Annotated in this window: 28 protein-coding genes; 17 read left to right on the top strand and 11 right to left on the bottom strand. The window is 41.8% G+C overall.

Features of this window, described 5'->3' with window-relative positions; genetic code table 11:
- Positions 1-22 precede the first annotated feature (22 nt).
- A complete protein-coding gene (gene ade, locus BFW96_RS05130; protein ID WP_069838828.1) occupies positions 23-1,756 on the top strand; it encodes an adenine deaminase in 1,734 nt (577 codons plus the stop codon).
- A 35-nt stretch (positions 1,757-1,791) separates the two neighbouring features.
- Here ade and rnjA read toward each other — a convergent pair whose 3' ends face one another.
- Positions 1,792-3,459: a ribonuclease J1 gene (gene rnjA / locus BFW96_RS05125; protein WP_003245660.1), complete on the bottom strand. Its 1,668-nt coding sequence runs from the start codon at positions 3,457-3,459 to the stop codon at positions 1,792-1,794.
- A 5-nt stretch (positions 3,460-3,464) separates the two neighbouring features.
- Complete coding sequence (gene rnpZA, locus BFW96_RS05120; protein WP_003222303.1) at positions 3,465-3,674, bottom strand: RNA polymerase subunit omega 1; 210 nt, start codon at positions 3,672-3,674, stop codon at positions 3,465-3,467.
- 385 nt (positions 3,675-4,059) lie between these two features.
- On the opposite strand from rnpZA, the gene BFW96_RS05115 reads away from it, so the two are divergent.
- A complete protein-coding gene (locus tag BFW96_RS05115) occupies positions 4,060-4,833 on the top strand; it encodes a Cof-type HAD-IIB family hydrolase (protein ID WP_069838827.1) in 774 nt (257 codons plus the stop codon).
- 35 nt (positions 4,834-4,868) lie between these two features.
- Here BFW96_RS05115 and def read toward each other — a convergent pair whose 3' ends face one another.
- Both def and BFW96_RS05105 read right to left on the bottom strand, forming a co-directional pair.
- Positions 4,869-5,423 carry a peptide deformylase gene (gene def / locus BFW96_RS05110; protein WP_069149536.1) on the bottom strand — a complete coding sequence of 185 codons (555 nt, stop codon included), beginning with the start codon at positions 5,421-5,423 and terminating at the stop codon, positions 4,869-4,871.
- A gap of 107 nt (positions 5,424-5,530) precedes the next feature.
- Positions 5,531-5,689 carry a YjcZ family sporulation protein gene (locus BFW96_RS05105; RefSeq protein WP_014663830.1) on the bottom strand — a complete coding sequence of 53 codons (159 nt, stop codon included), beginning with the start codon at positions 5,687-5,689 and terminating at the stop codon, positions 5,531-5,533.
- Positions 5,690-5,900: 211 nt separating this feature from the next.
- Between BFW96_RS05105 and BFW96_RS05100 the strand changes: the two genes are divergently transcribed.
- The 5 genes from BFW96_RS05100 to lpdA all read left to right on the top strand — a co-directional run bounded on the left by BFW96_RS05100 (position 5,901) and on the right by lpdA (position 11,948).
- Complete coding sequence (locus BFW96_RS05100; RefSeq protein WP_069838826.1) at positions 5,901-6,572, top strand: YkyA family protein; 672 nt, start codon at positions 5,901-5,903, stop codon at positions 6,570-6,572.
- Between the two features lie 421 nt (positions 6,573-6,993).
- Positions 6,994-8,109, top strand: coding sequence for a pyruvate dehydrogenase (acetyl-transferring) E1 component subunit alpha (gene pdhA, locus BFW96_RS05095; protein ID WP_003222294.1), 1,116 nt, complete (start codon positions 6,994-6,996; stop codon positions 8,107-8,109).
- 3 nt (positions 8,110-8,112) lie between these two features.
- Positions 8,113-9,090 carry a pyruvate dehydrogenase complex E1 component subunit beta gene (gene pdhB / locus BFW96_RS05090; protein ID WP_014113660.1) on the top strand — a complete coding sequence of 326 codons (978 nt, stop codon included), beginning with the start codon at positions 8,113-8,115 and terminating at the stop codon, positions 9,088-9,090.
- Between the two features lie 112 nt (positions 9,091-9,202).
- Positions 9,203-10,531, top strand: coding sequence for a pyruvate dehydrogenase complex dihydrolipoyllysine-residue acetyltransferase (gene pdhC, locus BFW96_RS05085; protein ID WP_014663833.1), 1,329 nt, complete (start codon positions 9,203-9,205; stop codon positions 10,529-10,531).
- Positions 10,532-10,535: 4 nt separating this feature from the next.
- Positions 10,536-11,948, top strand: coding sequence for a dihydrolipoyl dehydrogenase (gene lpdA / locus BFW96_RS05080; protein ID WP_014663834.1), 1,413 nt, complete (start codon positions 10,536-10,538; stop codon positions 11,946-11,948).
- Between the two features lie 44 nt (positions 11,949-11,992).
- Here lpdA and slp read toward each other — a convergent pair whose 3' ends face one another.
- Positions 11,993-12,367: a peptidoglycan-associated lipoprotein Slp gene (gene slp / locus BFW96_RS05075; protein WP_040083253.1), complete on the bottom strand. Its 375-nt coding sequence runs from the start codon at positions 12,365-12,367 to the stop codon at positions 11,993-11,995.
- A 411-nt stretch (positions 12,368-12,778) separates the two neighbouring features.
- Here slp and BFW96_RS20955 point away from each other — a divergent pair, with 411 nt between their 5' ends.
- Complete coding sequence (locus BFW96_RS20955) at positions 12,779-12,898, top strand: GapA-binding peptide SR1P (protein ID WP_003232305.1); 120 nt, start codon at positions 12,779-12,781, stop codon at positions 12,896-12,898.
- 38 nt (positions 12,899-12,936) lie between these two features.
- On the opposite strand, the gene speA is transcribed toward BFW96_RS20955, so the two are convergent.
- Positions 12,937-14,409 carry an arginine decarboxylase gene (speA, locus tag BFW96_RS05070; RefSeq protein WP_069838825.1) on the bottom strand — a complete coding sequence of 491 codons (1,473 nt, stop codon included), beginning with the start codon at positions 14,407-14,409 and terminating at the stop codon, positions 12,937-12,939.
- Between the two features lie 184 nt (positions 14,410-14,593).
- Here speA and BFW96_RS05065 point away from each other — a divergent pair, with 184 nt between their 5' ends.
- Positions 14,594-14,860: a UPF0223 family protein gene (locus tag BFW96_RS05065; RefSeq protein WP_014663837.1), complete on the top strand. Its 267-nt coding sequence runs from the start codon at positions 14,594-14,596 to the stop codon at positions 14,858-14,860.
- Positions 14,861-14,892: 32 nt separating this feature from the next.
- On the opposite strand, the gene BFW96_RS05060 is transcribed toward BFW96_RS05065, so the two are convergent.
- Complete coding sequence (locus BFW96_RS05060; RefSeq protein WP_069838824.1) at positions 14,893-15,531, bottom strand: YktB family protein; 639 nt, start codon at positions 15,529-15,531, stop codon at positions 14,893-14,895.
- Between the two features lie 239 nt (positions 15,532-15,770).
- On the opposite strand from BFW96_RS05060, the gene BFW96_RS05055 reads away from it, so the two are divergent.
- The 3 genes from BFW96_RS05055 (at position 15,771) to BFW96_RS05045 (ending at position 17,336) form a co-directional block, all read left to right on the top strand.
- Positions 15,771-15,959, top strand: coding sequence for a hypothetical protein (locus tag BFW96_RS05055; RefSeq protein WP_009967148.1), 189 nt, complete (start codon positions 15,771-15,773; stop codon positions 15,957-15,959).
- A 137-nt stretch (positions 15,960-16,096) separates the two neighbouring features.
- The gene (gene suhB / locus BFW96_RS05050; RefSeq protein WP_069838823.1) at positions 16,097-16,894 is read left to right on the top strand and encodes an inositol-1-monophosphatase; all 798 of its coding nucleotides are present in this window, start codon (positions 16,097-16,099) and stop codon (positions 16,892-16,894) included.
- 25 nt (positions 16,895-16,919) lie between these two features.
- Positions 16,920-17,336, top strand: a complete 417-nt coding sequence (locus tag BFW96_RS05045) for a GNAT family N-acetyltransferase (protein ID WP_083252831.1) — start codon at positions 16,920-16,922, stop codon at positions 17,334-17,336.
- Positions 17,337-17,397: 61 nt separating this feature from the next.
- On the opposite strand, the gene BFW96_RS05040 is transcribed toward BFW96_RS05045, so the two are convergent.
- Both BFW96_RS05040 and nprE read right to left on the bottom strand, forming a co-directional pair.
- A complete protein-coding gene (locus BFW96_RS05040; protein WP_069838821.1) occupies positions 17,398-18,312 on the bottom strand; it encodes a class I SAM-dependent methyltransferase in 915 nt (304 codons plus the stop codon).
- Between the two features lie 360 nt (positions 18,313-18,672).
- On the bottom strand, positions 18,673-20,238 hold the full coding sequence (nprE, locus tag BFW96_RS05035) for a neutral metalloprotease NprE (protein ID WP_069838820.1): 1,566 nt from the start codon (positions 20,236-20,238) through the stop codon (positions 18,673-18,675).
- A gap of 284 nt (positions 20,239-20,522) precedes the next feature.
- Between nprE and BFW96_RS05030 the strand changes: the two genes are divergently transcribed.
- From BFW96_RS05030 to BFW96_RS05015, 4 genes are read left to right on the top strand one after another with little or no spacing between them, the layout of a single operon-like run.
- Positions 20,523-22,463, top strand: a complete 1,941-nt coding sequence (locus BFW96_RS05030; protein ID WP_080488000.1) for a hypothetical protein — start codon at positions 20,523-20,525, stop codon at positions 22,461-22,463.
- Positions 22,453-22,722 (top strand): hypothetical protein, encoded by a 270-nt coding sequence (locus tag BFW96_RS05025; protein WP_069838818.1) that lies wholly within the window; start codon positions 22,453-22,455, stop codon positions 22,720-22,722. The genes BFW96_RS05030 and BFW96_RS05025 overlap by 11 nt, the downstream gene beginning before the upstream one ends.
- Positions 22,722-23,243 carry an RNA polymerase sigma factor YlaC gene (ylaC, locus tag BFW96_RS05020; RefSeq protein ID WP_069839159.1) on the top strand — a complete coding sequence of 174 codons (522 nt, stop codon included), beginning with the start codon at positions 22,722-22,724 and terminating at the stop codon, positions 23,241-23,243. The genes BFW96_RS05025 and ylaC overlap by 1 nt, the downstream gene beginning before the upstream one ends.
- The gene (locus BFW96_RS05015) at positions 23,240-23,533 is read left to right on the top strand and encodes an anti-sigma factor family protein (protein ID WP_040083247.1); all 294 of its coding nucleotides are present in this window, start codon (positions 23,240-23,242) and stop codon (positions 23,531-23,533) included. The genes ylaC and BFW96_RS05015 overlap by 4 nt, the downstream gene beginning before the upstream one ends.
- 38 nt (positions 23,534-23,571) lie before the next feature.
- Here the strand turns inward: BFW96_RS05015 and BFW96_RS05010 are convergent, their stop codons facing one another.
- Positions 23,572-24,183, bottom strand: a complete 612-nt coding sequence (locus BFW96_RS05010) for a hypothetical protein (RefSeq protein WP_014663847.1) — start codon at positions 24,181-24,183, stop codon at positions 23,572-23,574.
- 273 nt (positions 24,184-24,456) lie between these two features.
- Positions 24,457-24,645, bottom strand: coding sequence for a YlaF family protein (locus BFW96_RS05005; protein WP_040083245.1), 189 nt, complete (start codon positions 24,643-24,645; stop codon positions 24,457-24,459).
- Between the two features lie 112 nt (positions 24,646-24,757).
- On the opposite strand from BFW96_RS05005, the gene typA reads away from it, so the two are divergent.
- Positions 24,758-26,596 (top strand): translational GTPase TypA, encoded by a 1,839-nt coding sequence (gene typA, locus BFW96_RS05000; RefSeq protein WP_003232278.1) that lies wholly within the window; start codon positions 24,758-24,760, stop codon positions 26,594-26,596.
- Positions 26,597-26,635: the final 39 nt, after the last annotated feature.

Genomic DNA, 26,635 nt, shown 5'->3' with positions numbered 1-26,635 from the left:
ATAAAAAAGAGGAGGGGCCTATTTGAATAAAGAAGCGCTAGTCAATAGGCTGAATGCTTCAGCCCGAAGACAAAAAGCTGATATCGTCATTAAGAACGGAAAAATGATGGATGTATATAATCAAGAGTGGATATATGAAGATATTGCAATTACAGACGGGGTTATTGTAGGCCTTGGCGACTATGAAGGCGAAAATATCATTGATGCAGAGGGACAAATGATTGTTCCGGGTTTTATTGATGGACATGTACATATTGAGTCATCAATGGTTACACCGATAGAGTTTGCTAAAGCAGTATTGCCTCATGGCGTGACGACCGTTGTTACAGACCCGCATGAGATCGCGAATGTGTCCGGGGAAAAAGGGATTGCGTTTATGCTTGAACAAGCTCGGCATACACCGCTGAACATTTATTTTATGCTTCCTTCCAGTGTGCCTGCCGCAAGTTTTGAGCGATCAGGCGCAATTCTCAAAGCTGCCGATCTCAAGCCTTTTTATGAAGAAGAAGAAGTATTAGGGCTGGCTGAAGTTATGGATTATGTGTCGGTTCAGCAGGCTGAAGAAGATATGGTTCAGAAACTGCTTGATGCACGTGTTGCAGGAAAACGGATAGACGGCCATTTAGCCGGTTTATCAACAGACCTCATTAACATTTATAAAACCGCATTTGTTTCAAACGATCATGAAGTAACATCGAAGGAAGAAGCTCTTGATCGTATCAGAAGGGGCATGTATGTCATGATGCGTGAGGGTTCAGTCGCAAAAAATACTCTCAATGTGCTGCCGGCGGTGAATGAAAAGAACGCACGCCGTTTCTTTTTCTGTACAGATGATAAGCATGTGGATGATTTGCTGTCAGAGGGAAGTGTGAATCATCAGGTGAAAATGGCGATTCAAGCCGGTCTTGATCCGTTTATAGCTTATCAATTAGGAAGCCTCAATGCAGCCGAATGCTACGGACTAGATACAAAGGGAGCGATTGCCCCGGGTTTTGACGCTGATTTGCTCTTTGTATCTGATCTGGAAAATGTCATTGTCACAAGGACGATGATAAAAGGACAGACTGTTGCTGAAGACAGCAAAGCAGTCTATCAGGAGCATGCTTCTACTGCAGCATCAGAACCGGCACTGCTTGATTCAGTTAAGCTTGCTGCTCCTCTTAACAAACAGGATTTTCTTATGCCAATTGATTCAGAGCAGCAGCTCAATGTCATTCAAATCATTCCAAACCAGCTTGAAACACGATTAGTACATGTTCCGGCTTCTGGTGCCCGCAACTTTGAGTCTGACACTGAGCTCGATTTGTTAAAGATTGCAGTTGTTGAGCGGCATAAAGGATTAAAAGAAATCGGGCTTGGTGTTGTGAAAGGATTTGGATTCAAGAGCGGAGCAATCGCCACAACCATTTCACACGACTCCCATAATATTATTGCCGTCGGAACGAATGATGAGGATATTGCGGCGGCAGTAAATAAACTGCAGGAAATTGGCGGAGGATTAACGATTATAAAAAATGGGGAAGAGCTCCATTCAGTACCGCTGCCGATTGCAGGGTTATTATCCGACCAATCCGCGGAGCAAGTGAATCAAAGCTTGCTGACGCTGCATGATCAATTGTCGTTAGTCGGTTTCACAGGCGGATTTAATCCATTTTTGACATTGTCGTTTTTAGCTTTGCCTGTTATTCCTGATATCAAAATGACGACAACAGGATTATTTGATGTAAAATCATTTCAACATATATCACTGCAATAAAAAAGATGCACTCCCTAAGTGAGTGCATCTTTTTTTTAAACCTCCATAATGATCGGCAGGATCATCGGACGGCGCTTTGTTTTTTCGTACAAGAAAGGTGCAAGAGTGTCTGTAATCTCGTTTTTGATTTCAGACCATTGAGTCGTTTTTCGTTCCATGACTTTTTGTAAGTGATTTGAAATGAGCTCTTGAGCGTCGTTGATCAAGTCGCCAGATTCTCTCATGTATACAAATCCTCTGGAAATCAAATCAGGACCCGCTGAAATCTTGAAGTCGTCCATGTCAATGCTGACAACAACGATGACAAGGCCTTCTTCAGAAAGAATTCTGCGATCACGAAGTACGATATTGCCAATATCACCGATACCGCTTCCGTCAATGTATACTGAACCGGACGGGATTTTTCCTGCAACCGAAGCCTCATCGCCTTTAAGCGCTAATACTTCACCGTTATCCATGATAAAGCAGTTTTCCTCTGGGATGCCGCAATCTGTTGCAAGCTTGACATGCATCTTTTGCATTCTGTACTCACCGTGAATCGGCATGAAGAATTTAGGCTTGATTAAACGGAGCATCAGCTTCTGTTCTTCCTGTCCGCCGTGACCAGATGTATGGATATCGTTAAGAGGGCCGTGAATAACCTCAGCACCCGCGCGATACAGCTGGTTGATCGTCCGACTCACACTGATTGTGTTGCCTGGGATAGGGGATGAAGAAAATACGACTGTATCTCCAGGATTGATTGAAATTTGGCGGTGTGTGCCATTTGCAATTCTTGATAACGCCGCCATTGGTTCCCCTTGGCTTCCTGTACATAAAATCGTTACTTTATTAGCAGGCATACGATTGATTTCGTTATGCTCAATAAACGTATTTTTAGGACAGTTAATATAACCGAGTGTCTGTCCAATTTCGATAGCCGATTCCATACTGCGTCCAAATACGGCAACTTTTCTTCCATTTTGTACAGCAGCCTCGATTACCTGCTGCAAGCGGTGAATATTCGACGCAAATGTAGCGAAGATAATTCGGCCGTCCACCTTGCGGAAAATGTCATGAATGCTTTCTCCTACACGGCGCTCAGACATGGTGAACTCAGGGTTTTCACTGTTTGTGCTGTCTGAAAGAAGGCATAAAACGCCTTCTTTTCCGATTTCGGCCATTTTCGTTAAGTTTGCTGGCTCTCCGACTGGAGTAAAGTCGAATTTGAAATCCCCAGTATGTACGATGTTTCCAGGTGGCGTTTTTACAACAATGCCGTAGGAATCCGGAATACTGTGTGTCGTTCTGAAGAAAGACACGGCCGTTTTGCGGAACTTTACGATATCATCCTCGCCGATAATGTTTAGTTTCGTTTGTCTTAATAATCCATGCTCTTCAAGTTTATTCCGAAGTAAGCCGATCGCGAGTTTTCCGCCGTATACAGGAATATTCACTTGTCTGAGCAGGTATGGAATACCGCCGATGTGGTCTTCGTGACCGTGGGTGATAAAAAGCCCTTTAATTTTATCTTCGTTTTTGACTAAATACGTATAATCAGGGATAACGTAGTCAATTCCGAGCAGTTCGTCCTCGGGAAACTTGATCCCCGCATCAATCAGCACAATTTCATCTTGGAATTGCACTGCGTACGTATTTTTACCGATTTCGCCCAAACCTCCGAGGGCGAAAACAGCAGTCTGATCATTTTTTACAAATTTCATACCGCTCATAACTCCAATACTTTAAAATTTTCGCTCTGTTGTTCATATTCTAAGAATGCACCATCTACAGGTGTAATAAACTCAATATTAAATTTCTTTTCTTTCAGCTTTGTTCTGACGTCACGCTCAGATACGCCTTCAATATAAAGTGAATCTGTCTTTTCCCGTACAGGTACTTCGTCAGCCTTTTCTTGATAAAATACCTTATAAATCATTCCAAATCTCTCCTTAAATGCCGTATGTTAGACTCGCTCATTCTATTATATTCGAAAACGGAATATAAGGAAAGCCTTGAGCAAAATAAGGACCTCTCAAAAAGTGAAAGATCCCTTGTCAGGCAATGGCTTTCTTGCGGAGCATTCCGTTCCATTGTCTTCTGAGTTTCTTTCTTAATTTACGCAGCATTAGCCAGTCCCTCCTTTAATAAAAAATTTGTCCCAGAGTTCTTTTATACTAATAGTATACGGAGATTAAGGAAGACTTTTCGTGGTTATTAATGGAATTTAATATGATTTTTGAACGAAATTGTTTGCTGAATGACAAACTTTTTGTATGATGAGGGTGGGAATTGCAGAACTAGACGATAAAGGGGAAGTTGCGATGGATTCAAAATTAATCTTTTTTGATATTGACGGCACGTTATATGATCATGATAAGAATATACCGGAAAGTACGAGAAAAACCGTGGCGGAGCTGCAGCGCCAAGGGCATCATGTGTTTATTGCCAGCGGCCGGTCGCCGTTTATGGTTAAGCCGATTTTGGAGGAGCTTGGGATCAACTCATTTATTTCCTACAATGGACAGTATGTTGTCTTTGAAAATCAAGTGATTTATAAAAATCCGCTGCCTGAAGATGCAATCAGACGATTATTAAAACAGGCGGGGAAAGACAAACATCCTGTTGTGTTTATGGCTGAAGACACGATGAAAGCCACAGTTGCGGATCACCCTCATATTCTCGAGGGAATCGGCAGCCTTAAAACCGATTATCCGGAGACCGATGACCTTTTTTATGAAGGAAAAGAAATTTTTCAGCTTCTTTTATTCTGTCAGGATGAAGAAGAAAAAGCTTATGCCGCTTTTCCTGAGTTTGATCTAGTGCGCTGGCATGAGCTATCGACTGATGTTTTGCCTCACGGAGGCTCGAAGGCAGAAGGGATCAAAAAAGTCATCGAGCGTCTTCCGTTTGATGTCGGAGATACATATGCTTTCGGCGACGGATTAAATGATCTGCAAATGATTGAATATGTTGGAACAGGCGTTGCTATGGGAAACGCTGTTCCTGAATTGAAGGAAATCGCGGACTTTGTAACAAAGCCGGTGGACGAGGATGGGATTGCATACGCTGTCAAAGAATTGGGCCTTTTAAAATAAAGAGACGGCTGGCATTATGCCAGCCGTTTTTTCTTTTAGCGTTCAATTGCGATTGCATTTTCAGGCTCTTGAAAAGGATTTTCTTTATCAATATGATCATAGAACATAACGCCGTTCAAATGATCGATCTCATGCTGAAACACAATAGCCGGAAACCCTTTTAAACGAATATCAATGTTTTCGCCTTCTAGTGTTGTTCCTTTTACTCTGATGCGAGCATAGCGGGGAACATAACCGGGAATCGCTTCATCCACAGACAGGCAGCCCTCGCCGCTTGTTAAGTAGCTTTTTTCAACTGAATGGCTGACGATCTTAGGATTAAACAGTGCATAACTGTACAACTTGCCGGAAGCATCTTCCGCATGAACGGCGATCATTCGTTTTTTGATATTAATTTGAGGAGCTGCGAGTCCTACGCCAGGGCGCAGCTTGTATTTTTCGGCTAATTCCGGATTTTGGCTGTTTTTAACAAATTCGATCATGTCGGCCAGCTGCTGTTTTTCTGCATCAGTTGGAGGCAGCTCAACTGGTTCTGCAGTCTCTCTGAGGGCTGGATGGCCGTCACGTACGATGTTTTCCATAGTAATCAAGAAACTCACTCCTAAAGCTTAATATGTAAATTATATCGGATTTCTTCACAAAGGTGCAACGAACGAATGACCAGCCGTATATGGCTGGTCAAGTTCATGCTGTGTGGTTAGCAACAGCCTCCGCCTAAATAAGCAGCTCCGACAATGATTAACAGAATGAATAAAACAACGATTAGCGCAAAGGTGCGGCCGTAGCCATATCCGTAGCCACCATATCCGTAACCACCATAACCGCAGCAGCCTCCGCCGAAACCATATCCATACATATTACATAACCTCCTCTTTTAATTACGCCAGAGCCTTATTAAGTAGGCATAGCGTCTACTATAACCTATGTAAAAACTAAAAAGTTGTATGGTCATCTGTCCTGATTTTTCACTTTTTGATTTAATTTCAGTATGCATTTATACAGCACAGCTATTGCCAAATGTCCCCATGGATTCTATAGTAGAAATTGTCAAGATTGGGGGATTCAACGTGATAGACGCAATAAAATGGCGGCCTGTAATAATGATTGGAGCTTTTTGTTCTATGCTACTGATATTAACAGGATGCATGGAGCAGGACCCGGTTGATTCACTTCATCATTCATTAGAAAAAGCCGCAGAGTCGGAAAAACCGTTTCAAGAAGAACAAAAAACACTCAAAGAGTTAGAGGCAAAAGAAAATCAGCTTTACGATAGTGTGATGAAGCTCAATATGGATGATTATAAAAAAATTGTAGCTTTATCTAATGAGGCGCTTGAAAATGTCAGCAAGCGCGAAGAACATCTGAAGCTTGAAAATGACAGCATGAAAAAATCGGAATCGGAATTTGAAGAAGCAAAAACGTCAGCAGAACATATTAAGGAAAAAGACATAAAAGAAAAGGCCTATGCCGCAGCAAACCACATGGAGAAAAGGTATACATCATATGGCTCCATGTATGAAGAGTATCAAAAAGCGCTTAAGCTTAATAAAAAGCTGTATATGCAGCTAAAAAACAAAGACTTGACAAGAGATGATCTGGATCAGCAGATCGATAAAGTTAATGTTTCTTATGAAAAGATCCATAAATATAACGGAGAATTTAATGTGCAAACGCAAAAATATAATAAAGCCCGTGAAGATTTATATGCTGCTGCAGGCTATCATGTGAAAAAGAGCTGACTCGATCAGCTCTTTTTTTAAATAAATGCGATGCAGATTTTGTTCAAAATTTTCATTTCTATTGTAGTACAGCATAGTGAGGTATACTAGTACAGTTTTGGGTGCAGTTGACATCTGTTTTTTCAATGAAAATGTAAAGCGAATACATTTATTGAAAATCAGCGATGAAAACGATTGACGGCTCTTCTTTATTTGGTGTAAACTAATCCATGTTAAGCGGTGTTGTATTAGTTTTTTACAACTTCGAAATAATACAGTTCAAAGCAGAGTGTAACTATCCTACATAAAAGGTTTTGGCAAACTGGGGATCGGCTAAAATATATACGACTTACTGCTGATACTTTAGGGTACCCTAAGTTTGTATGTATAAAAGGAATGCACGTCTAATGACTGTTTAAAAGAAAGGAAGAGGTGACTTAGTATGGCTGCAAAAACGAAAAAAGCTATCGTTGACAGTAAGAAGCAATTTGATGCCATTAAAAAGCAGTTCGAAACGTTCCAAATTTTAAATGAAAAGGGAGAAGTCGTGAATGAAGCGGCGATGCCTGATTTAACTGATGATCAATTAAAAGAGCTAATGCGCCGCATGGTATTTACGCGTGTGCTTGATCAGCGCTCTATCTCATTAAACCGTCAAGGACGTCTCGGATTTTACGCTCCTACTGCGGGTCAAGAAGCTTCTCAGATTGCAACGCATTTCGCGCTTGAAAAAGAAGACTTTGTTCTTCCTGGATACCGTGATGTGCCTCAGTTAATTTGGCACGGCCTTCCATTATATCAAGCGTTTCTTTTCTCTCGCGGACATTTCAGAGGAAACCAAATGCCTGATGATGTGAATGCCCTTTCTCCACAAATCATTATCGGTGCTCAATACATTCAAACTGCCGGTGTTGCGCTAGGTCTTAAAAAACGCGGTAAGAAAGCTGTTGCAATCACTTACACTGGTGACGGCGGAGCTTCTCAAGGGGACTTCTACGAAGGAATTAACTTTGCCGGCGCTTATAAAGCACCTGCAATCTTCGTGGTGCAAAACAACCGTTACGCGATTTCAACTCCTGTTGAAAAACAATCTGCAGCTGAAACAATTGCACAAAAAGCTGTAGCTGCCGGTATTGTTGGCGTACAAGTAGACGGAATGGATCCGCTTGCTGTATACGCAGCAACTGCTGAAGCACGTGAGCGTGCAATCAACGGCGAAGGTCCGACACTAATTGAAACACTTACATTCCGTTATGGCCCGCACACAATGGCTGGTGACGATCCTACTAAATATCGTACAAAAGAAATCGAAAATGAGTGGGAGCAAAAAGATCCGCTTGTACGCTTCCGTGCGTTCCTTGAAAACAAAGGCTTATGGTCTGAAGAAGAAGAAGCAAAAGTAATTGAGGATGCGAAAGAAGAAATTAAGCAAGCGATCAAAAAAGCTGATGCTGAACCGAAGCAAAAAGTAACTGATTTAATGAAAATCATGTACGAAAAAATGCCTCACAACCTTGAGGAGCAATTTGAAATTTATACACAGAAGGAGTCGAAGTAAGCCATGGCGCAAATGACAATGATTCAAGCAATCACGGATGCGTTACGCACAGAACTGAAAAATGACGAAAATGTCTTAGTTTTCGGAGAAGACGTTGGTGTAAACGGCGGCGTATTCCGTGCGACAGAAGGATTGCAAAAAGAATTCGGTGAAGACCGTGTGTTTGACACGCCACTTGCTGAATCTGGTATCGGCGGTCTTGCCCTTGGTTTAGGCTTAAACGGCTTCCGTCCGGTAATGGAAATCCAATTCTTCGGATTTGTTTACGAAGTAATGGATTCAGTTTCTGGCCAAATGGCTCGTATGCGCTACCGTTCTGGCGGACGCTGGACTTCACCTGTAACAATTCGTTCTCCATTCGGCGGCGGTGTTCATACGCCTGAACTTCACGCTGACAGCTTAGAAGGTCTTGTTGCACAACAGCCTGGTATCAAAGTTGTTATTCCATCAACTCCTTACGATGCCAAAGGACTTTTAATTTCTGCGATCAGAGACAACGATCCTGTTGTTTTCTTAGAGCACATGAAGCTTTACCGTTCTTTCCGTCAGGAAGTTCCTGAAGAAGAATACACAATTGAGCTTGGAAAAGCTGACGTGAAACGTGAAGGTACTGATCTTTCAATCATCACTTACGGCGCAATGGTTCATGAATCATTAAAAGCTGCTGAGGAGCTTGAAAAAGACGGCATTTCTGCTGAAGTTGTCGACCTTCGTACTGTAAGCCCGCTTGATATCGATACAATCATCGCATCTGTAGAAAAAACAGGACGCGCGATTGTCGTTCAAGAAGCGCAAAAACAAGCCGGTATTGCTGCAAACGTAGTAGCAGAAATTAATGACCGTGCAATCTTGAGCTTGGAAGCACCTGTACTTCGCGTAGCTGCGCCTGATACAGTATTTCCTTTCTCTCAAGCTGAGAGCGTATGGCTTCCAAACCATAAAGACGTTCTTGAAACAGCAAGAAAAGTACTTGAATTTTAATCAAACTGCATAATCAAGAGGGAAGATGACGTTTTCCCTCTATTATATATCTGTTTTCAATGCTTACGATGTAACTTTAAAATTGCTTAATCAAACTAGGAGGTCGAGAACTGTGGCATTTGAATTTAAACTTCCAGATATCGGGGAAGGTATCCACGAAGGCGAAATCGTAAAATGGTTTGTCAAGCCTAACGACGAGGTAGACGAAGATGATGTACTGGCTGAAGTCCAAAATGATAAAGCAGTAGTAGAAATTCCTTCACCTGTTAAAGGAAAAGTATTAGAATTAAAAGTTGAAGAGGGAACGGTTGCAACTGTTGGACAAACGATCATTACGTTTGATGCACCTGGTTACGAAGATCTTCAATTTAAAGGCAGCGATGAGTCTGACGAAGCGAAAACTGAAGCACAAGTTCAGTCAACTGCAGAAGCTGGACAAGACGTTGCGAAAGAAGAGCAAGCTAAAGAGCCTGCAAAAGCTACTGGTGCAGGACAGCAAGACCAAGCTGAAGTTGACCCGAACAAACGCGTGATCGCTATGCCTTCTGTACGCAAATATGCTCGTGAAAAAGGCGTAGACATCCGTAAAGTAACTGGTTCTGGCAACAACGGACGTGTTGTCAAAGAGGATATCGACAGCTTTGTAAACGGAGGAGCGCAAGAAGCTGCGCCGCAAGAAACGGCTGCACCACAAGAAACAGCTGCTAAACCGGCTGCTGCACCAGCTCCTGAGGGCGAATTCCCAGAAACACGCGAAAAAATGAGCGGTATCCGTAAAGCAATTGCGAAAGCGATGGTTAACTCTAAACACACTGCTCCTCACGTAACGTTAATGGACGAAGTGGACGTAACAAACCTTGTTGCACATCGTAAACAGTTCAAACAAGTTGCTGCTGATCAAGGAATCAAGCTGACTTACTTGCCTTACGTTGTAAAAGCTCTTACATCTGCACTGAAAAAATTCCCTGTTTTAAACACGTCAATTGACGATAAAACAGATGAAGTTATCCAAAAACATTACTTCAACATCGGTATCGCTGCTGACACTGAAAAAGGCTTGCTTGTACCGGTTGTGAAAAATGCAGATCGTAAATCTGTCTTTGAAATTTCTGATGAAATCAATGGCCTTGCAACAAAAGCTCGTGAAGGCAAGCTTGCTCCAGCTGAAATGAAAGGCGCATCTTGCACAATTACAAACATCGGTTCTGCCGGCGGACAATGGTTCACTCCGGTTATCAACCATCCAGAAGTTGCGATTCTTGGTATCGGACGCATTGCAGAAAAAGCGATTGTTCGTGATGGCGAAATCGTAGCAGCTCCAGTCTTAGCTCTTTCTCTCAGCTTCGACCACCGTATGATCGACGGAGCAACTGCGCAAAATGCATTAAATCACATCAAGCGTTTACTGAACGATCCACAATTAATTTTAATGGAGGCGTAATGTTATGGTAGTAGGAGATTTCCCTATTGAAACAGATACTCTTGTAATTGGTGCGGGACCTGGCGGCTATGTAGCTGCCATCCGCGCTGCACAGCTTGGACAAAAAGTAACAGTCGTTGAAAAAGCAACTCTTGGAGGCGTTTGTCTGAACGTTGGATGTATCCCTTCAAAAGCGCTGATCAACGCAGGTCATCGTTATGAGAATGCAAAGCATTCTGATGACATGGGAATCACTGCTGAGAACGTAACAGTTGATTTCACAAAAGTTCAAGAATGGAAAGCTTCTGTTGTCAACAAACTTACTGGCGGTGTAGCAGGTCTTCTTAAAGGAAACAAAGTAGATGTTGTAAAAGGTGAAGCTTACTTTGTAGACAGCAATTCAGTTCGTGTGATGGATGAGAACTCTGCTCAAACATACACGTTCAAAAACGCAATCATTGCTACTGGTTCTCGTCCTATCGAATTGCCAAACTTCAAATATAGTGAGCGTGTCCTGAATTCAACAGGCGCTTTAGCTCTTAAAGAAATTCCTAAAAAGCTTGTTGTTATCGGTGGCGGATACATCGGTACTGAGCTTGGAACTGCGTATGCTAACTTCGGTACTGAGCTTGTTATTCTTGAAGGCGGAGAAGAAATTCTTCCTGGCTTCGAAAAACAAATGAGTTCTCTTGTTACACGCAGACTGAAGAAAAAAGGAAACGTTGAAATCCATACAAATGCGATGGCTAAAGGCGTTGAAGAAAGACCAGACGGCGTAACAGTTACTTTCGAAGTAAAAGGCGAAGAAAAAACGGTTGATGCTGATTACGTATTGATTACAGTAGGACGCCGTCCAAACACTGATGAGCTTGGTCTTGAGCAAGTCGGTATTGAAATGACAGACCGCGGTGTCGTGAAAACTGACAAACAGTGCCGCACAAACGTACCTAACATTTATGCAATCGGTGATATCATCGAAGGACCGCCGCTTGCTCATAAAGCATCTTACGAAGGTAAAATCGCTGCAGAAGCTATCGCTGGAGAGCCTGCAGAAATCGATTACCTTGGTATTCCTGCGGTTGTTTTCTCTGAGCCTGAACTTGCATCAGTTGGTTACACTGAAGCACAGGCGAAAGAAGAAGGTCTTGACATTGTTGCTGCTAAATTCCCATTTGCAGCAAACGGACGCGCGCTTTCTCTTAACGAAACAGACGGCTTCATGAAGCTGATCACTCGTAAAGAAGACGGTCTTGTGATCGGTGCGCAAATCGCCGGAGCAAGTGCTTCTGATATGATCTCTGAATTAAGCTTAGCGATCGAAGGCGGCATGACTGCTGAAGATATCGCGATGACAATTCACGCTCACCCAACATTGGGCGAAATCACAATGGAAGCAGCTGAAGTGGCAATCGGAAGTCCGATCCATATCGTAAAATAAATTGAACATCAAAAACAGCCCTTGCTCAAAGCGGGGCTGTTTTTTTATTTTGACAGCACGTGCTGTAATGGTTTAATGATGTCTTCTTTCTTTTTCACACATCCCTCGATTTTCACCACGACATGACGCTGATCAACAACCATAAGGGTAGGAACAGTTTCAATCTCATCTTCCCAGCCTTCTTTTTTATCATAAACCTTCATTTTATCTATTTGCTCGGGATAATCTTTTTCTAGATCAAGCAGTGCGTCGTAATAAGGCGCTTCCTGGTCTATTTGGTTCTCATCAGAAAAAAACAGGATTTGTGTATGATGAATGTTGTCAATCCGGCTTTTTTTCATCGGATTGATGGTGGAAAGCGTACAGCCCGATAAAGCAAGTACTATTATCAGCATGGGGAATACCGCGCGATATCGCATCTATCTTCTCCTCTGTATAAACAGTAGTTAACTAGCTTTAGTTTATCACGAGAGGCGGCTTAAACTGCTTCTTGTTACCTAATTGTTATATAATTGAAACCGTTTTTAAAGTGAGATTACATATGATATCAATCGTTTAAAATAGCAACCTGGGGGTATTTTGAATTTTGCTGCATTCTTTAATGAAAGTTCAAGAAAACGAGATATTACCTTATGTGTTGCGGCATATATATCGGATAAAGCTGCTGTATGAATAAGAAATTGTAAAAATGAAAAAACACGATGTATATGATGAATTAAAATTAAATGTGTTATACAGTTTATTGTTGACATTTTAAATGTGTCATATTAATATAATAACAACAAAAGAAATTAAGCGTTTTCAAATTTCAAAGAAATGGGGAATAAGAGATGGGAACGATTGTTTGTCAAGATTGCAACGAAGCCATTCATTACTTTGAAGATGAGAAAGTGACAACGTTATACGGAACATGCTGCGGACAATGCCAGTGTCCTGTTGATGAAGAGTAAAAAAAGCATGCGGCTTTAAGCCGCATGCTTTTTATTTTTTATTGAATTGCTTTTTGCTCTTTGATGACCCGGATCATATGTAAAGTCGAGTCCTCGGGTCCTTGAACAGGAAGGCCTGCGTCAAGGTTTTTAAAAATGTAGCTGATGTTTTCTTCTGTAATAATTTCTCCTGGAATGAAGATTGGAATACCAGGCGGATATACCATGACAAATTCAGCGATAATCCGTCCGGATGCTTCTTTCAATGGGATGACTTCCGTATTTGCATAGAAAGCATCACGCGGAGTCATTGCCAATAAAGGTATTTCCGGAAGCAATACCTCAGTTTGCTGATGTGTGACATCTTGTTCTGACATTTGCTGTGCTATGCTTGTTAAAGCCTCTACAAGCCGGTCTGCATCATTTTGGCTGTCACCAGGAGTGAAAATACACAAAATATTGTACAGATCAGAAAGCTCAACCTCAATATTAAAGGATTCACGAAGCCATTTTTCAACGTCATGTCCTGTCAGTCCAAGATTTTTCACAGAGATAATCAATTTTGTCGGATCATAGCTGTAAGCTGCTTTCGAACCAAGAATTTCAGAACCGACACAATAAATGCCTCCAATCTGGTTGAGGCGATCTCTCGTCTGATTGGCAAGCTTGAGTGTCTCCTCAGCAAGCTCGCGGCCTTCTGTTGCAAGGCGTTTTCTGGCAACATCCAAAGAAGCGAGAAGCAAGTAAGAAGTTGACGTCGTTGTCAGCATGCTCAGGATGGATTGCACTCGGTCTTTAGATACAAGGCCCTCTCTCATGTTTAAAATCGAACTTTGCGTGAGTGATCCGCCCAGCTTGTGTACACTTGTCGCTGCGATATCAGCTCCTGCCTGCATGGCCGATAGCGGCAATTCGTCGTGAAAGTGAATGTGAACGCCGTGTGCTTCATCAACAAGCACTGGCACATCAAACGAATGAGCGAGTTCCACAATGCTTTTTAAGTCGGCTGCAACCCCGAAATATGTCGGGTTGATGACGAGAAGCCCTTTTGCATCAGGATGTTCGGTAAGCGCCCGTTTTGCAGATTCAAGTGTAATGCCGTGCGAGATGCCCAATTCATTGTCAATTTCAGGATGAATAAAAATTGGAACCGCTCCGGAAAATACAATAGCTGTCATAATTGATTTATGAACATTTCTTGGAATAATAATTTTATCGCCAGGTCCGCAAACAGCCATTACCATTGTCATAATGGCGCCGCTTGTTCCTTGAACAGAAAAAAATGTGTGATCCGCGCCAAATGCTTCAGCAGCAAGATCCTGTGCTTGTTTAATAATGCCTTTAGGCGCGTGCAGATCGTCTAATGGTTCAATATTAATTAAATCTATGCTTAACGCGTTTTCACCGATGAATTGTCTGAATTCCGGGTCCATTCCTGCCCCTTTTTTGTGGCCGGGAATGTGGAATTGAACAGGCTGTCTGCTTGCATGCTTTTTCAGTCCTGTATATAAGGGTGTTTCATGTTGCGACAATTGTTTTCCCACCTTTGTAATCATACCTATGCATAATAGTGTGTATTAAAATCAGTTTCTCAACCGTTTTTTAGACGTAAAACAAATGAATTATATTATGAACTTGAAAGAATGTAAAGAACAATTTATGATCTAATGAAGATGCTTTCTCTTAAAGGAAGTAATTTTATAAGGAGTGAAGAAAATGGAGTACCAATATCCGATGAACGAAGACTGGACAACCGAAGAAGCAGTAGATGTGATTGCATTTTTCCAGCAGGTTGAGCTAGCATATGAAAAAGGGGCAGACCGCGAAGAACTGCTTAAAGCTTACCGCCGTTTCAAGGAAATTGTGCCGGGGAAGGCAGAGGAAAAAAAGCTATGCGGCGAGTTTGAGGAACAAAGTACATATTCTCCATATCGCACGGTCAAACAGGCGAGAGAATCTGATCAGGCGAAGATTAAAATGTAGGAAAAAGAGCCGGGGGATAGCCCGGCTCTTTTTTATGCTTGTGATACTTTTTGGGTGAGACGATACAGAAAAGCAAGCTGCTTAAAGGCGTCCTCGATATGCTGAAGGAATTCCTGGTTATTCATATTCAGCACTTCTTCTTTTTGAAGCTGTATGCCGCATAACAGCTCGGCTTTCTTTACAGTCTGCAAACGCTCAAACAGAGTCTTCAGCTGTTCCTTGTCCATTTCAGACTGTTTATGTACTCCCGGTTTTGTGTGATCCGCGGACCAAACGAAGCTGTCAGGAATATTTTTCGTAATGGTTTCCTGATTTGCTTCAAGCAATTTGCCGTATTCTTCTTTGATAGGGGATTCATAAATAATTGCGAACCACACAAAGACGTGGCTTTCCCATAAACCAATCTGGAAATGCGGCAGTTTTTTATAGCCTCTTTTGCTGTTTGCGAACGCCACCCAGCTGTCAGCAGGGGGATTGACGGATCTTCTTGCATGCTTTGCCACATGCGGAAACATTTCATCTCCGGTTAAAGCTGATAAAGTTGGGGCAAAATGTTCGCCTAGAGCTGTAAGCTTCGGACGGACCGTCTCTTTTAATACTTCCATGCGCGCGTCTAAGCCTTCTATTGTAAATGTATTAAAGTCTTCTTCAGTGAAACGCATTTGTGTCATGATTTTCCTCCTTCATGCTAAGTATACATATTTTATCACAGTTCATACGAGCTTCAAAAAGATTGAGCGCGTTTGAAGTAAGGGGAAATGTGGTAATAAACGAATAGGTAAACACACAATTTTCAGAATCATGTTGCGCGTAAATAGAACAATCATACGATATAAGAAGTAATCATTGTTGAATGGCAAAATGGGATGCTTTCTTACAAACAAATGATCTCTGGAAGGGGCGAAAGACAATGAGGCAAGTTGTAAAAGAGGGATTTAAGGAAGAGAAAAACAATCGTGTTGCTGTCTGGAGACTAGAGGTTGATTATGAATTGGCAACCCTATATGAAGCAATGCAAAAAGAAAATGAAGAGCAGATTGAACAAAGCAAAAACAAACTTGAGCGACTTAGAAAAGAATGGATTCGTCTTAACGGGTAAAAAGCGATAGTGAAAACGAACCGCATGAATGGTTCGTTTTTACATGAGAAGGGATATTTTTCATTTTCCTTGCTTTTTCACCGCCGTTATCAGTATCCTATAAAATAAAGGTCTACATAGAAGAGAGGTACGCACGAATGACAAATTGGACGGAAATTGATGAGATTGCAAAAAAATGGATAAGAGAAGCAGGCGCGAGAATTAAACAATCTATGCATGAAAGCCTGACAATTGAAACGAAATCAAATCCGAATGATTTAGTCACCAATATTGACAAAGAAACCGAAAAGTTTTTCATTGATCGAATTCAAGAAACGTTTCCGGGACACCGCATACTCGGTGAAGAAGGGCAAGGAGACAAACTCCACTCACTGGAGGGAGTCGTCTGGATTATCGACCCGATTGATGGGACGATGAATTTTGTGCACCAGCAAAGAAATTTTGCGATTTCAATTGGGATTTTTGAAAACGGTGAAGGAAAAATCGGTTTAATTTATGATGTGGTGCACGATGAGCTGTATCACGCATTTAGCGGCAGAGGAGCTTACATGAATGAAACGAAGCTGGCTCCTTTAAAAGAAACCGTCATTGAAGAAGCGATTCTTGCCATTAATGCAACATGGGTAACGGAAAACAGAAGAATTGATCAAAATGTGTTAGCGCCACTTGTGAAAAGAGTCAGAGGCACACGCTCCTACGGTTCTGCCGCTTTAGAGCTGGCAAATGTCGCGGCAGGAAGGATAGATGCTTACATTACAATGCGGCTTGCGCCATGGGATTATGCAGCAGGCTGTGTGCTGTTAAATGAAGTAGGGGGCATCTATACGACCATCGAAGGATCGGCGTTTACCTTTTTAGAAAACCACAGTGTGCTAGCCGGAAACCCATCTATACATAAAACGATATTTGAAGAGTATCTTGATGCTGGGAAGTAGGCCATTTGAGCAGGATGATCTCAGCTTGTTTGAAAAGCTCGCGGAGGCTCATCCTGTATGGAGAGAGGAGGAGTTTGGGGATAAAAATGCAGAAGACTATATCATCTCCTACTCCATGTACAACGGGTCATGGCTTGTGTGGGAAAAAGACGGTCTGCCTGTTGCCGTCAGCTACCATCTCGAGTGGTCTCCTTCAAACGGTAAGCCGTGGCTCGGAACGGTGCTGATTGACCCGGCTGAAGAAAAAAAGGGATATGCGAAGATGATCATTGAACAGATCAGCAAATTGCTTAGAGCGAAACATAAAGCGATGTTTGCGGGAGTTCCCATTGAGCGCAGGGAATGGATATTGTTTTTAAGCCAATGTGGCTTTGAACAGCTGAAAACGGAAAAAGATGAGAAAGGCAAATCGTTTATGATCCTGGTGAAGCCTTTAGCATAAGCTGCGTGCGGGTACCATCAAAAGCCTCTCAAGCATTGAGAGGCTTTTAATGATTTAAAAATTATTTTTTTACCGCATGTATATAATGAATCGTTTCAAACGCTGACAAATTGTCTTTTCGATTGCCAAAGAAATGGTCATTAATGTCGTCTGGTGATAGATGTTCATAGATCAGTAAACCAGATGATGCTAACAGGTGTTCAATCTCCTGATAAGCGAAACATGATTTCATCGGTTCTCCGCCTGCGGCAGCCATTTTCACCATATGTTCCACTCGATTCGACGTTCCTTTTGCTGTAAAGAGTGTTTCGTCCGCATAATCAAAAACAATAGAGCTTCCAGCCGGGACATGAGAAAATAAATTGCTGATGAGGCTCGCAATTTCTTCATGCGTTAAATAATAAGTCACTCCCAGAAGACTGAAAAATGTTTTTGTGTTCTCAAATCCGTTTTCTATGAGAGGTTCATATGAAAACGTGTTGCTAAAATCCATAGGAACTAAATGAAGATGACCCGGAATTGCCAGATTTGCATCCTTTAGCTTATTTTTTTTGAATTGCTGTGTAGCTGGATGATCCACTTCGAAAACCTGTAAGCTGTTTTCTAATTCTGGATGCCGGAAACAGAAAGTATCCAGTCCTGCTCCAAGAATGACATACTGTTTTGCTCCCAGCATTAATTCATTGTGCAAAACTTTTTCACAATAAGATGCACGTGCCAGGGGCGTGGGCGACAGCTGGATTTGTACAACCCATTTTAATATTTTTTCAGGATCATTTTGAAGACGTTCGGCGATCTCTTTGTTGAAAAACGATATTCCTTGAATCATATTTTCACTGATATTTGCAAACTCTTTTTCATTAATGAGTTCTTTTGCCATAAAATCATCAAAAATAAGAGGGGTGTCATATCGGCTGTGATATGCACGGGCAAAAGCTGAAACCAAAGACGTTAAGCTGGACTCATTTTTCCTCATGAAATGATCCTCCCACAAAAAAATAAGATTCCCCTGGCCAGGAGAATCTTATTATACACACAAATATATTAATAGTAAATTTTAGCACAAATAAATTTTTTTGTCAATGTTTTTGCTCTTTACTGGACGCGAAATCTTCACATAACAAGTGTCGCTAGAAGAATTTCTCTATCAATTTTGTGCGTTGAATCAGGGAGGATCGACTGCTGCTTTCCCTATGCTGCACACTTGCGGCTGTACTCCCTCTTTGTTTGCAAAACAGAAACAATTTCTGATTTTTTAACATCATCCTTTCATGCTGAAGAGAGAATGAATACATGTAACAAAAAAAGCCTGAGGGATCTCAGGCTTTTCCTAATATTACAATCCAACAGCATTCCAGGCTGCTTCAACTTTAGCAGCATCAGTAGAGCCGTAAAGGTCACGGGCGGACTGAATGAGAGCTGCCTTGGCATCTTTGAACGTTGAAGAAGGCGTGAGGTACGTTGTTAATGCACGGTAATAGATTTGCTGTGATTTAGATACACCAAGCTTTGTAATTGTGTTGTAAGCGGCTTTGTTTGGGATTCCGCTGTTTGTGTGTACGCCGCCGTAATCGCCTTCATCTGTGTTTGGAAGGTTTTGATAATCGGCGTAATTATCAGGCTGATCGTATTTTGTCGGATTGGAGAGGCTGCGGAGAGCAGGCTGGCTGACTGTAATGTCTTCACCGATGTCCCAGTCCTCTGTATCGTTAAAGTAACCGAATACGTCAGAGAATGATTCGTTTAGTGCTCCCGGCTGATTTTCATAAATCAAGTTGGCCGTTTCTTGAGTGACGCCATGAGTCATTTCATGTGCAGTCACATCTAATGAACCGGAAAGCGGAGAGAAGAATGAACCATCGCCGTCACCGTAAATCATTTGGTCTCCTATCCAGGCAGCATTGTTGTACTTAGTGCCATAATGAACGGAAGAAACAATTTTACTGCCTTTGTTATCATAGCTGTTTCGTTTAAAGTTTGAATAAAAATAATCGTACACTTTTCCGAGGTTATAGTGTGCGTCAACGGCTGCCCGCTGTGATGAAGAAGTAAATGTTTTCGTTGTGCTTGAGACAAGCGTGCCCGGAAGGCGGCTTTGTCTGTTTTGTAAGTCATATGTGATGATTTGGGTGCCTGTTGGTTTTGAAAGATCTCTTAGAACGTATTTTCCGCTTTCATAAGAGATGTTCAAAGGAACAGTTGCTCCCTTTAGAGTTGTTCCGCTTCCAGTGGCGGCGGCATGTTCTACTTTATTTTGCTGTTTTAAAATGCTGCCTGTTTCGGCGTCAACTAAGACTTCCCAGTTTGCAGGTTCAGGCTCGACATAGCGAATCGTCACGTCGTAAGCAAGACGATAGCTGCCGTCCTTTGTTTCTACAGCTTTTAATTCAGCTTTGTCGCTGTTTTTGGCCGCTCCGTTAGAGACAGCGTCTGGTGATTTGCCGATAGCTTTGAAAGCAAGTGCCAGTGCTTTTTCAGAGGAGACTTTTTGGCTGTTTTCTGTTTTTGCAGCAGATTGATTGTGTAATTCACCATTGATCGCATAGACATTGTCGGATTTATCGACGTGAACGATCACTTGCGAATCTTTAATCGGCACTCCGTTAACGACAGGCGCATATCGGAAGTGCTTGTACCCAAGAGCATCAGTCGTGCTTTCAACAAGCTTCAGCCTTTTAGCAGGATCACCTTTAAAAATGTTGCTGTTCTTTTTCAAAAATTGTTTGACAGCCTTGTCATTTGGTGCAGATAGTTCTGATTGAGCAATTGCGTTTTTGGAGAGGAAATTTGTTTGATTCTCTTTAAGCTGATGACCTTCAGCAGCCTGAACACCTGGAAGGCTGATTGATAAACTCATAAACGAAGCAGCGACAGCAACAGACAATTTCTTACCTAAACCCACAATAAATCCCCCTTTTTGAAAATACTGAAAACTTTATATTGTTATATTAAACTAGCATTCTGGAATACTCAACAAAAACTAACATAACTAGACAAAATTGATAGTATTGTCCTGTGTTTGTTTTTGTTGAATAATATCAAGATGAGTCAAGTGTCATGTGATGGTTCATTCAAGAGTTATGTTTTTTACATATCAAGGGGAAGATGAGATATTTTTATTTTTTATTGAAACTTTTTGAAAAGTCCGCTGTCTAACCGAATGAGGCCTTAATAAGAAGTAAAGGATTGTTGTTTGTGTTGGAGTTATTCAGTCATTATGTATTGCATTTCGAACGTTATTTTATATTAAGCAGACAAAGCACGCTGCTGATTCAATGGTCAATTGTTGTTCTGGCGGGCTTATATCTTTTGGTGCATCATCCCAAAATAAACCGGCAGCGCACAATGTTCTTGGCGGGTGTTATATTGCGGATTGTGCTGCTGGCAGGGGTGTCTGTTGAACTTATTCACCAGGTGCAATCAACAAACTTCACGAGCGTGTACTTAAGAGAGGACGGAAATGAACTGCTGCCGCTGCTGCATTTTTTGTTATACGGTTATGTGCTGCTAACGGCTTTTCACTACATGTTGATGCTTCGTGATCATGGCGGAAAGGGTATGTTTTATACGTTCGACCTTGCCGTTGTCAGTTTGCCGATCGTACAAATGATTTTTAGTTTCTTTTCGTATTGGAAGGAATACCCGGATGGGATGGAGCCGATTGCATTCGTGTTTCTGTTCTTCATCATCACTCTTCCCATTGTGTTGAATGTAGTGTTTTTCAAGCTGTATTGGAGAACGAATAAGATCTTACTAGGTTTATTTTATACGTTGATTATCGGACTGCTTGTCTTGCTGCTTGCGCCGTATCCCAATCAAATCTCAAAAGATTATGGTGCAGTAATGCCATATACGATTTATTTGACAATGGCGGGATTTTTGATGAGCTATCATCTGTTCCAAAAGTCAGGAAAGGTTTATGTGCGTGTGAATAAGTGGCTGCCGATGGCTGTCATGGTGTTTTTTGTCCTCCTCTTAAATCCGATATATAACATAGGAACGGCTGCTTTCGCTGTATCAAAACCGATAAATGTCCATGATTCATTCAATTATGTCGGGGAGCACATTTCATCAGAAAAAGCGGAACAGATACTAAAGTCATTTTTTCCTACGGATGAAACACTTTATTTGCACGATACGAACATGGATGTGCATTATTTCTACTCATTTGAAAGCAAGAGTTATAAAGCTGAGGTAGATGAAGTATCGCAGCTGATTCGCAATTATGAATACTTGGAAAAAGCGCATGGGAAAAAGCTAACGAATCAGGAGTACAAGCGGAAGTCTATCGCTTTCCTTGAGCGACACGGACGTGTGTTACATAAGGATCATATCGAAACAAAGGTATCTAATGAGGACGGCCAGACAGTCGTACGTATATACCTCAAAAATCAACTTCATCAAAAAGATCATGCTGATGATGGCGCGGTATTTTATTGGGAAAAGGAAACCTTAATGGGTTTTAGTGAAGATCCTTCGATTTATCAGCTTGACTCTCTTTTGCATGTTCATTTAACAGAACAAGACATTCACGACAAAGTGGAACAAATGTTTACAGCGCTGAACATATCAAAACAGCCTTATCAGATCACTGGTATTGAAAGCGACAGCCTGCTCGGAAGTATGGTGCGTGTTGAAACAAAAGATGGAATTATATTGGAATTTGATGGAGAATCCGGTAGTTTACACAGTCTCTCGATTCCAATGAAAAAGGAAATTTCACTGACTAACAGCCGGCTGCAGCGGCAGGTATTAACGGTCTTTGATGCTGATGTATCAAAAATGAAGAAAAAAAGCAGGAAGAGTGACTTGGTAATGTATACTGATTCTTCTAAAACATATGAGTTTTTTGAAGATCAAGGTCAGCTAAATGTTTATGTATACAGCGATACACCTGATCAGGCATTCCCATATACGTATCGTAATGGAACATTGGCTTACGAAAAAGTAGCTTCTGCATATAAGGATGTCATTTACAAAAAGCGTATGCGTCCGATTATCGTTCAAAGAGGGGATGAACGGCATTATGCATGGCTGATCATTATTCAGCCGTTTGGTTCAAATCGCCATGATGCCTATGTAGTGGATGGAGAAACACAAGAGGTGAAAAGTCTTTATGAATCATAAAGAAAAAGAGTCCGTTTTTTTAGACTTATACGACTTGTATAAAGAAGGAGAGTTAGAGGATGAATCAATGGAATGGATGAAACAGCATGAGTCCCTATTTGAAAAGAATGCGGAAGACTTAAAGAGTAAAACTTGTTTAAAGAGAAGTCCTGGTGCTGAGGAAGAAAGCCAAATGAGATATATGAAAGTATACCTGTCTTCCATGTATATCTGTTTCATTTTATTGGCCATTTGGATGACGGTGTGGTTTTACTTTTAATGAAGCATAGGGATTCCATTGAGGACTTGTATCGGCAGTATTATCAAGAAATTTTAAATTATTTATTCAGAAGGACTCATCACCTTGAAACAGCCAAGGACTTAGCGCAAGACACGTTTGTGAAAGCTCTTAACGGTCTGGCCTCGTTTAGGGGGCATTCTTCCATCAGAACATGGCTTTACACCATTGCCCATCACACCTTTATCAATTGGTACCGCAGGGATGTCAAATACCAATTTACTGATATCAGCAAAAATGAAGGGTTAACGCAAACAACTTATGAGCAGCCTGAACAGTATCTGTCACGGACGGTAAAAAGCGAAACGCTGCGGCAGGAGCTCCTGAAGTTAAAAGATCAGCATCAATCCGTTTTGATTTTAAGAGAATTCCAAGAGCTTTCTTATGAAGAAATCGCTGAGATATTAGGATGGAGTCTTTCTAAGGTGAAAACCACATTGCACCGGGCTAGATTAGAGCTGAAGAAAAACATGACGAAAAGGAAAGAGGAGGGGCGGATATGACGTGTTTTCTAGTAAGAGACCTGCTTCCTCTGTATCTTGAGGGTGATTGTAAAAGAGAAACGGAACACATCATAGAAGAGCATTTAAAAATATGCAGCGACTGCAGAGATATGTATGACACGATGGCTGAGCCATTTGAATTGGAAAGTGAGCAGGCTGTTGAGGAGGCTTTTCTGCCGGAAGAAGAAATGCGTTTTAAACAGAGGTACTATGGTTTACTGATCATAAAAGCTGCCTGCTGGTTTGGAGCGGCATTTGCCGTGATGCTGATCATCAAACTGCTAATATAAAGCAAAGCGCTTGTCCGTCTGACAAGCGCTTTTTTAGATTAAGCCTGGGGATGAATCATATCGTAGATAGCGGCAAGCTGTTCTTGTGACAGGGCACTGAAGAGTTTTTCATAAACGTCAGCTTGCATTGGCGTTGCGCCTGCTTGTACCGCTGCATCTTTATCATAGCTGTATACATCATCTTGCAGCACAATGGCTGCTTGAAGAATGTGAATCTTTAAGGAAACAGCGGAGAAAAATTGTTCAAGTGCAAGTGCTTCTTTTTCTGTGAAGCCAAGTTCAACTGCTTTTTCTGTATCGAATTTATAATCTCCATCCTCGAGATACACACATTGTGAAACAATGCTGAAAAATTCTGATGTCGATTCCCACAATTTTGCGATGACTTGAGCCTCTTCTTTTGTCATTCCTAACTCGACAGCTTTTTCGCTGTCGAAATAATATACACCGTCTTGTTCGTATATACACTGATTTAGAATATCAATAAATGCATTGATATCTTCGTTTGTGACTGTCTGATGCTGAACATAAACATCAGTGTGATCAGCCGGTGTTTTTGCGCTGGCTGCATCAGGGCCGAACGTTAATAGAGCAGCTGAGGTCATTGCGGCAGTCGTTAGCATCGCTTTTTTTACAAATGTGTTCTTCATGTTTCTTCTCTCCCTTTTATGAATTGTGCTACAAATTCCATTATAGGGAGTGATTACCGGTAGAGAAATAGGCGCTATGGTATTTTATGTGTATCGTTGTCGAACTACTTTTTGAAGGCTGCGTGTGTGATCGTTAGAACGATTGTCTATGTATGAAGGATGATTTGCTTCTTCCTGACTAAGAAACAGGGGAGATAAGGCTTAAAGAAATGAAAAAACACCGCTTTCTTTGCGGTGTTTTTTGATTACAATGTCGCGGGCGGGGCAATGCTTTTAATCAAGCAAACCCTGTTCGCGCATTTTCTTTTTCAATGTAAATCCGCCGCCCATAACGGCGCAAACAAGTACAATGCTGGCGATAATGCCAATAGCGCTTTTTTCAGCGATAAAGACGCCGATCAGCATAATGCTGAAAACCGCTGCAAATGCAAATAATAGTAAAAGCCAATTCGTTTTTTTCATATTTTCCATCCCCTTTTACGTCTTATATTAAGTTTACTGAAAAACGTGACGCTTTTAAAGAGGATGTGTGGTATAATATGAAAGTTATCTAATTTTTTTAGGAGATGAAAAAGTGAAACTTCGAAATGATCTTCGCAACATCGCGATTATTGCCCACGTTGACCATGGGAAAACGACTTTAGTCGATCAGCTTTTACATCAGGCTGGAACGTTCCGTGCCAACGAACAGGTTGCTGAACGCGCAATGGACTCTAATGATCTTGAACGCGAACGCGGCATTACAATTTTGGCGAAAAATACTGCGATTAACTATAAAGATACACGTATCAATATTTTGGACACCCCTGGACACGCAGACTTTGGGGGAGAAGTAGAACGGATTATGAAAATGGTTGACGGCGTAGTGCTTGTCGTTGACGCATATGAAGGCTGTATGCCTCAAACTCGGTTCGTTCTGAAAAAAGCTCTTGAGCAAAACCTGAACCCGGTTGTTGTTGTAAACAAAATTGACCGTGACTTTGCCCGTCCTGAGGAAGTAATCGATGAAGTTCTTGATCTGTTCATTGAGCTTGATGCCAATGAAGAGCAGCTCGAGTTCCCAGTAGTATATGCTTCCGCGATTAATGGAACAGCGAGTCTTGATCCGAAACAACAGGATGAAAACATGGAAGCTTTATATGAAACAATTATTAAGCATGTTCCGGCACCTGTTGATAATGCAGAGGAGCCGCTTCAATTCCAAGTTGCCCTTCTTGACTACAACGACTATGTAGGCCGTATCGGAATCGGACGCGTATTCCGCGGCACGATGAAAGTCGGACAGCAGGTTTCTCTTATGAAGCTTGACGGAACGGCTAAGTCATTCCGTGTAACAAAGATTTTTGGTTTCCAAGGCTTAAAGCGTGTGGAAATTGAAGAAGCAAAAGCGGGAGACCTCGTTGCGGTATCCGGGATGGAAGATATCAACGTTGGTGAAACGGTATGCCCTGTAGACCATCAAGATCCGCTCCCGGTGCTTCGCATTGATGAGCCGACACTTCAAATGACATTTGTCGTGAATAACAGTCCGTTTGCAGGCCGTGAAGGCAAATATGTAACGGCTCGTAAAATCGAAGAGCGTCTTCAATCACAGCTTCAGACGGATGTGAGCTTGCGTGTAGAGCCAACAGCTTCACCTGATGCTTGGGTTGTCTCCGGACGCGGTGAGCTGCACTTGTCAATTTTAATTGAAAATATGCGCCGTGAGGGCTATGAGCTTCAAGTGTCAAAACCTGAAGTTATCATCAAAGAAATTGACGGCGTACGCTGTGAGCCTGTTGAGCGTGTGCAAATTGATGTGCCTGAAGAGCATACTGGCTCTGTCATGGAATCAATGGGAGCACGCAAAGGCGAAATGGTGGATATGATCAACAATGGAAACGGCCAAGTCCGTCTTATCTTTACAGTTCCTTCCCGCGGATTGATCGGTTACTCTACTGAGTTCCTATCATTAACACGCGGATTCGGTATTCTGAACCATACGTTTGACAGCTACCAGCCGATGCAGGCGGGCCAAGTCGGCGGACGCCGTCAAGGTGTGCTTGTGTCAATGGAAAACGGAAAAGCGACATCTTATGGTATTCAAGGAATTGAAGACCGCGGTGTTATCTTCGTTGAGCCGGGAACTGAAGTATACGAAGGAATGATCGTTGGAGAGCATAACCGTGACAATGACCTTGTTGTTAACGTCAGCAAAATGAAACAGCAAACAAACGTCCGGTCTGCGACAAAGGATCAGACAACTACAATTAAAAAAGCGCGCATCATGTCTCTTGAGGAGTCTCTAGAGTACTTAAACGAAGATGAATATTGTGAAGTAACACCTGAATCCATCCGTTTAAGAAAGAAAATCCTCAATAAGAATGAACGTGAAAAAGCGGCTAAAAAGAAAAAAACAGCAGGATTGTCTTAAGCTCGTGCAGAATTTGAAAAGATAGAACCCGTACGTTTA

The sequence above is a fragment of the Bacillus sp. F56 genome (assembly GCF_001748205.1).
GTDB lineage: Bacteria > Bacillota > Bacilli > Bacillales > Bacillaceae > Bacillus > Bacillus stercoris.
The sequence above is the reverse complement of the archived record's forward strand: the minus strand, read 5'-3'. Positions and strand labels throughout refer to the sequence as shown.

Excerpts from the sequence above, each read along its gene's own strand:
- rnjA (WP_003245660.1), bottom strand. The coding sequence starts at position 3,459 with ATGAAATTTGTAAAAAATGATCAGACTGCTGTTTTCGCCCTCGGAGGT.
- rnpZA (WP_003222303.1), bottom strand. The coding sequence starts at position 3,674 with ATGATTTATAAGGTATTTTATCAAGAAAAGGCTGACGAAGTACCTGTA.
- BFW96_RS05115 (WP_069838827.1), top strand. The coding sequence starts at position 4,060 with ATGGATTCAAAATTAATCTTTTTTGATATTGACGGCACGTTATATGAT.
- BFW96_RS05105 (WP_014663830.1), bottom strand. The coding sequence starts at position 5,689 with ATGTATGGATATGGTTTCGGCGGAGGCTGCTGCGGTTATGGTGGTTAC.
- pdhA (WP_003222294.1), top strand. The coding sequence starts at position 6,994 with ATGGCTGCAAAAACGAAAAAAGCTATCGTTGACAGTAAGAAGCAATTT.
- pdhB (WP_014113660.1), top strand. The coding sequence starts at position 8,113 with ATGGCGCAAATGACAATGATTCAAGCAATCACGGATGCGTTACGCACA.
- lpdA (WP_014663834.1), top strand. The coding sequence starts at position 10,536 with ATGGTAGTAGGAGATTTCCCTATTGAAACAGATACTCTTGTAATTGGT.
- slp (WP_040083253.1), bottom strand. The coding sequence starts at position 12,367 with ATGCGATATCGCGCGGTATTCCCCATGCTGATAATAGTACTTGCTTTA.
- BFW96_RS20955 (WP_003232305.1), top strand. The coding sequence starts at position 12,779 with ATGGGAACGATTGTTTGTCAAGATTGCAACGAAGCCATTCATTACTTT.
- BFW96_RS05065 (WP_014663837.1), top strand. The coding sequence starts at position 14,594 with ATGGAGTACCAATATCCGATGAACGAAGACTGGACAACCGAAGAAGCA.
- BFW96_RS05060 (WP_069838824.1), bottom strand. The coding sequence starts at position 15,531 with ATGACACAAATGCGTTTCACTGAAGAAGACTTTAATACATTTACAATA.
- BFW96_RS05055 (WP_009967148.1), top strand. The coding sequence starts at position 15,771 with ATGAGGCAAGTTGTAAAAGAGGGATTTAAGGAAGAGAAAAACAATCGT.
- suhB (WP_069838823.1), top strand. The coding sequence starts at position 16,097 with ATGACAAATTGGACGGAAATTGATGAGATTGCAAAAAAATGGATAAGA.
- BFW96_RS05040 (WP_069838821.1), bottom strand. The coding sequence starts at position 18,312 with ATGAGGAAAAATGAGTCCAGCTTAACGTCTTTGGTTTCAGCTTTTGCC.
- BFW96_RS05025 (WP_069838818.1), top strand. The coding sequence starts at position 22,453 with ATGAATCATAAAGAAAAAGAGTCCGTTTTTTTAGACTTATACGACTTG.
- ylaC (WP_069839159.1), top strand. The coding sequence starts at position 22,722 with ATGAAGCATAGGGATTCCATTGAGGACTTGTATCGGCAGTATTATCAA.
- BFW96_RS05015 (WP_040083247.1), top strand. The coding sequence starts at position 23,240 with ATGACGTGTTTTCTAGTAAGAGACCTGCTTCCTCTGTATCTTGAGGGT.
- BFW96_RS05010 (WP_014663847.1), bottom strand. The coding sequence starts at position 24,183 with ATGAAGAACACATTTGTAAAAAAAGCGATGCTAACGACTGCCGCAATG.
- BFW96_RS05005 (WP_040083245.1), bottom strand. The coding sequence starts at position 24,645 with ATGAAAAAAACGAATTGGCTTTTACTATTATTTGCATTTGCAGCGGTT.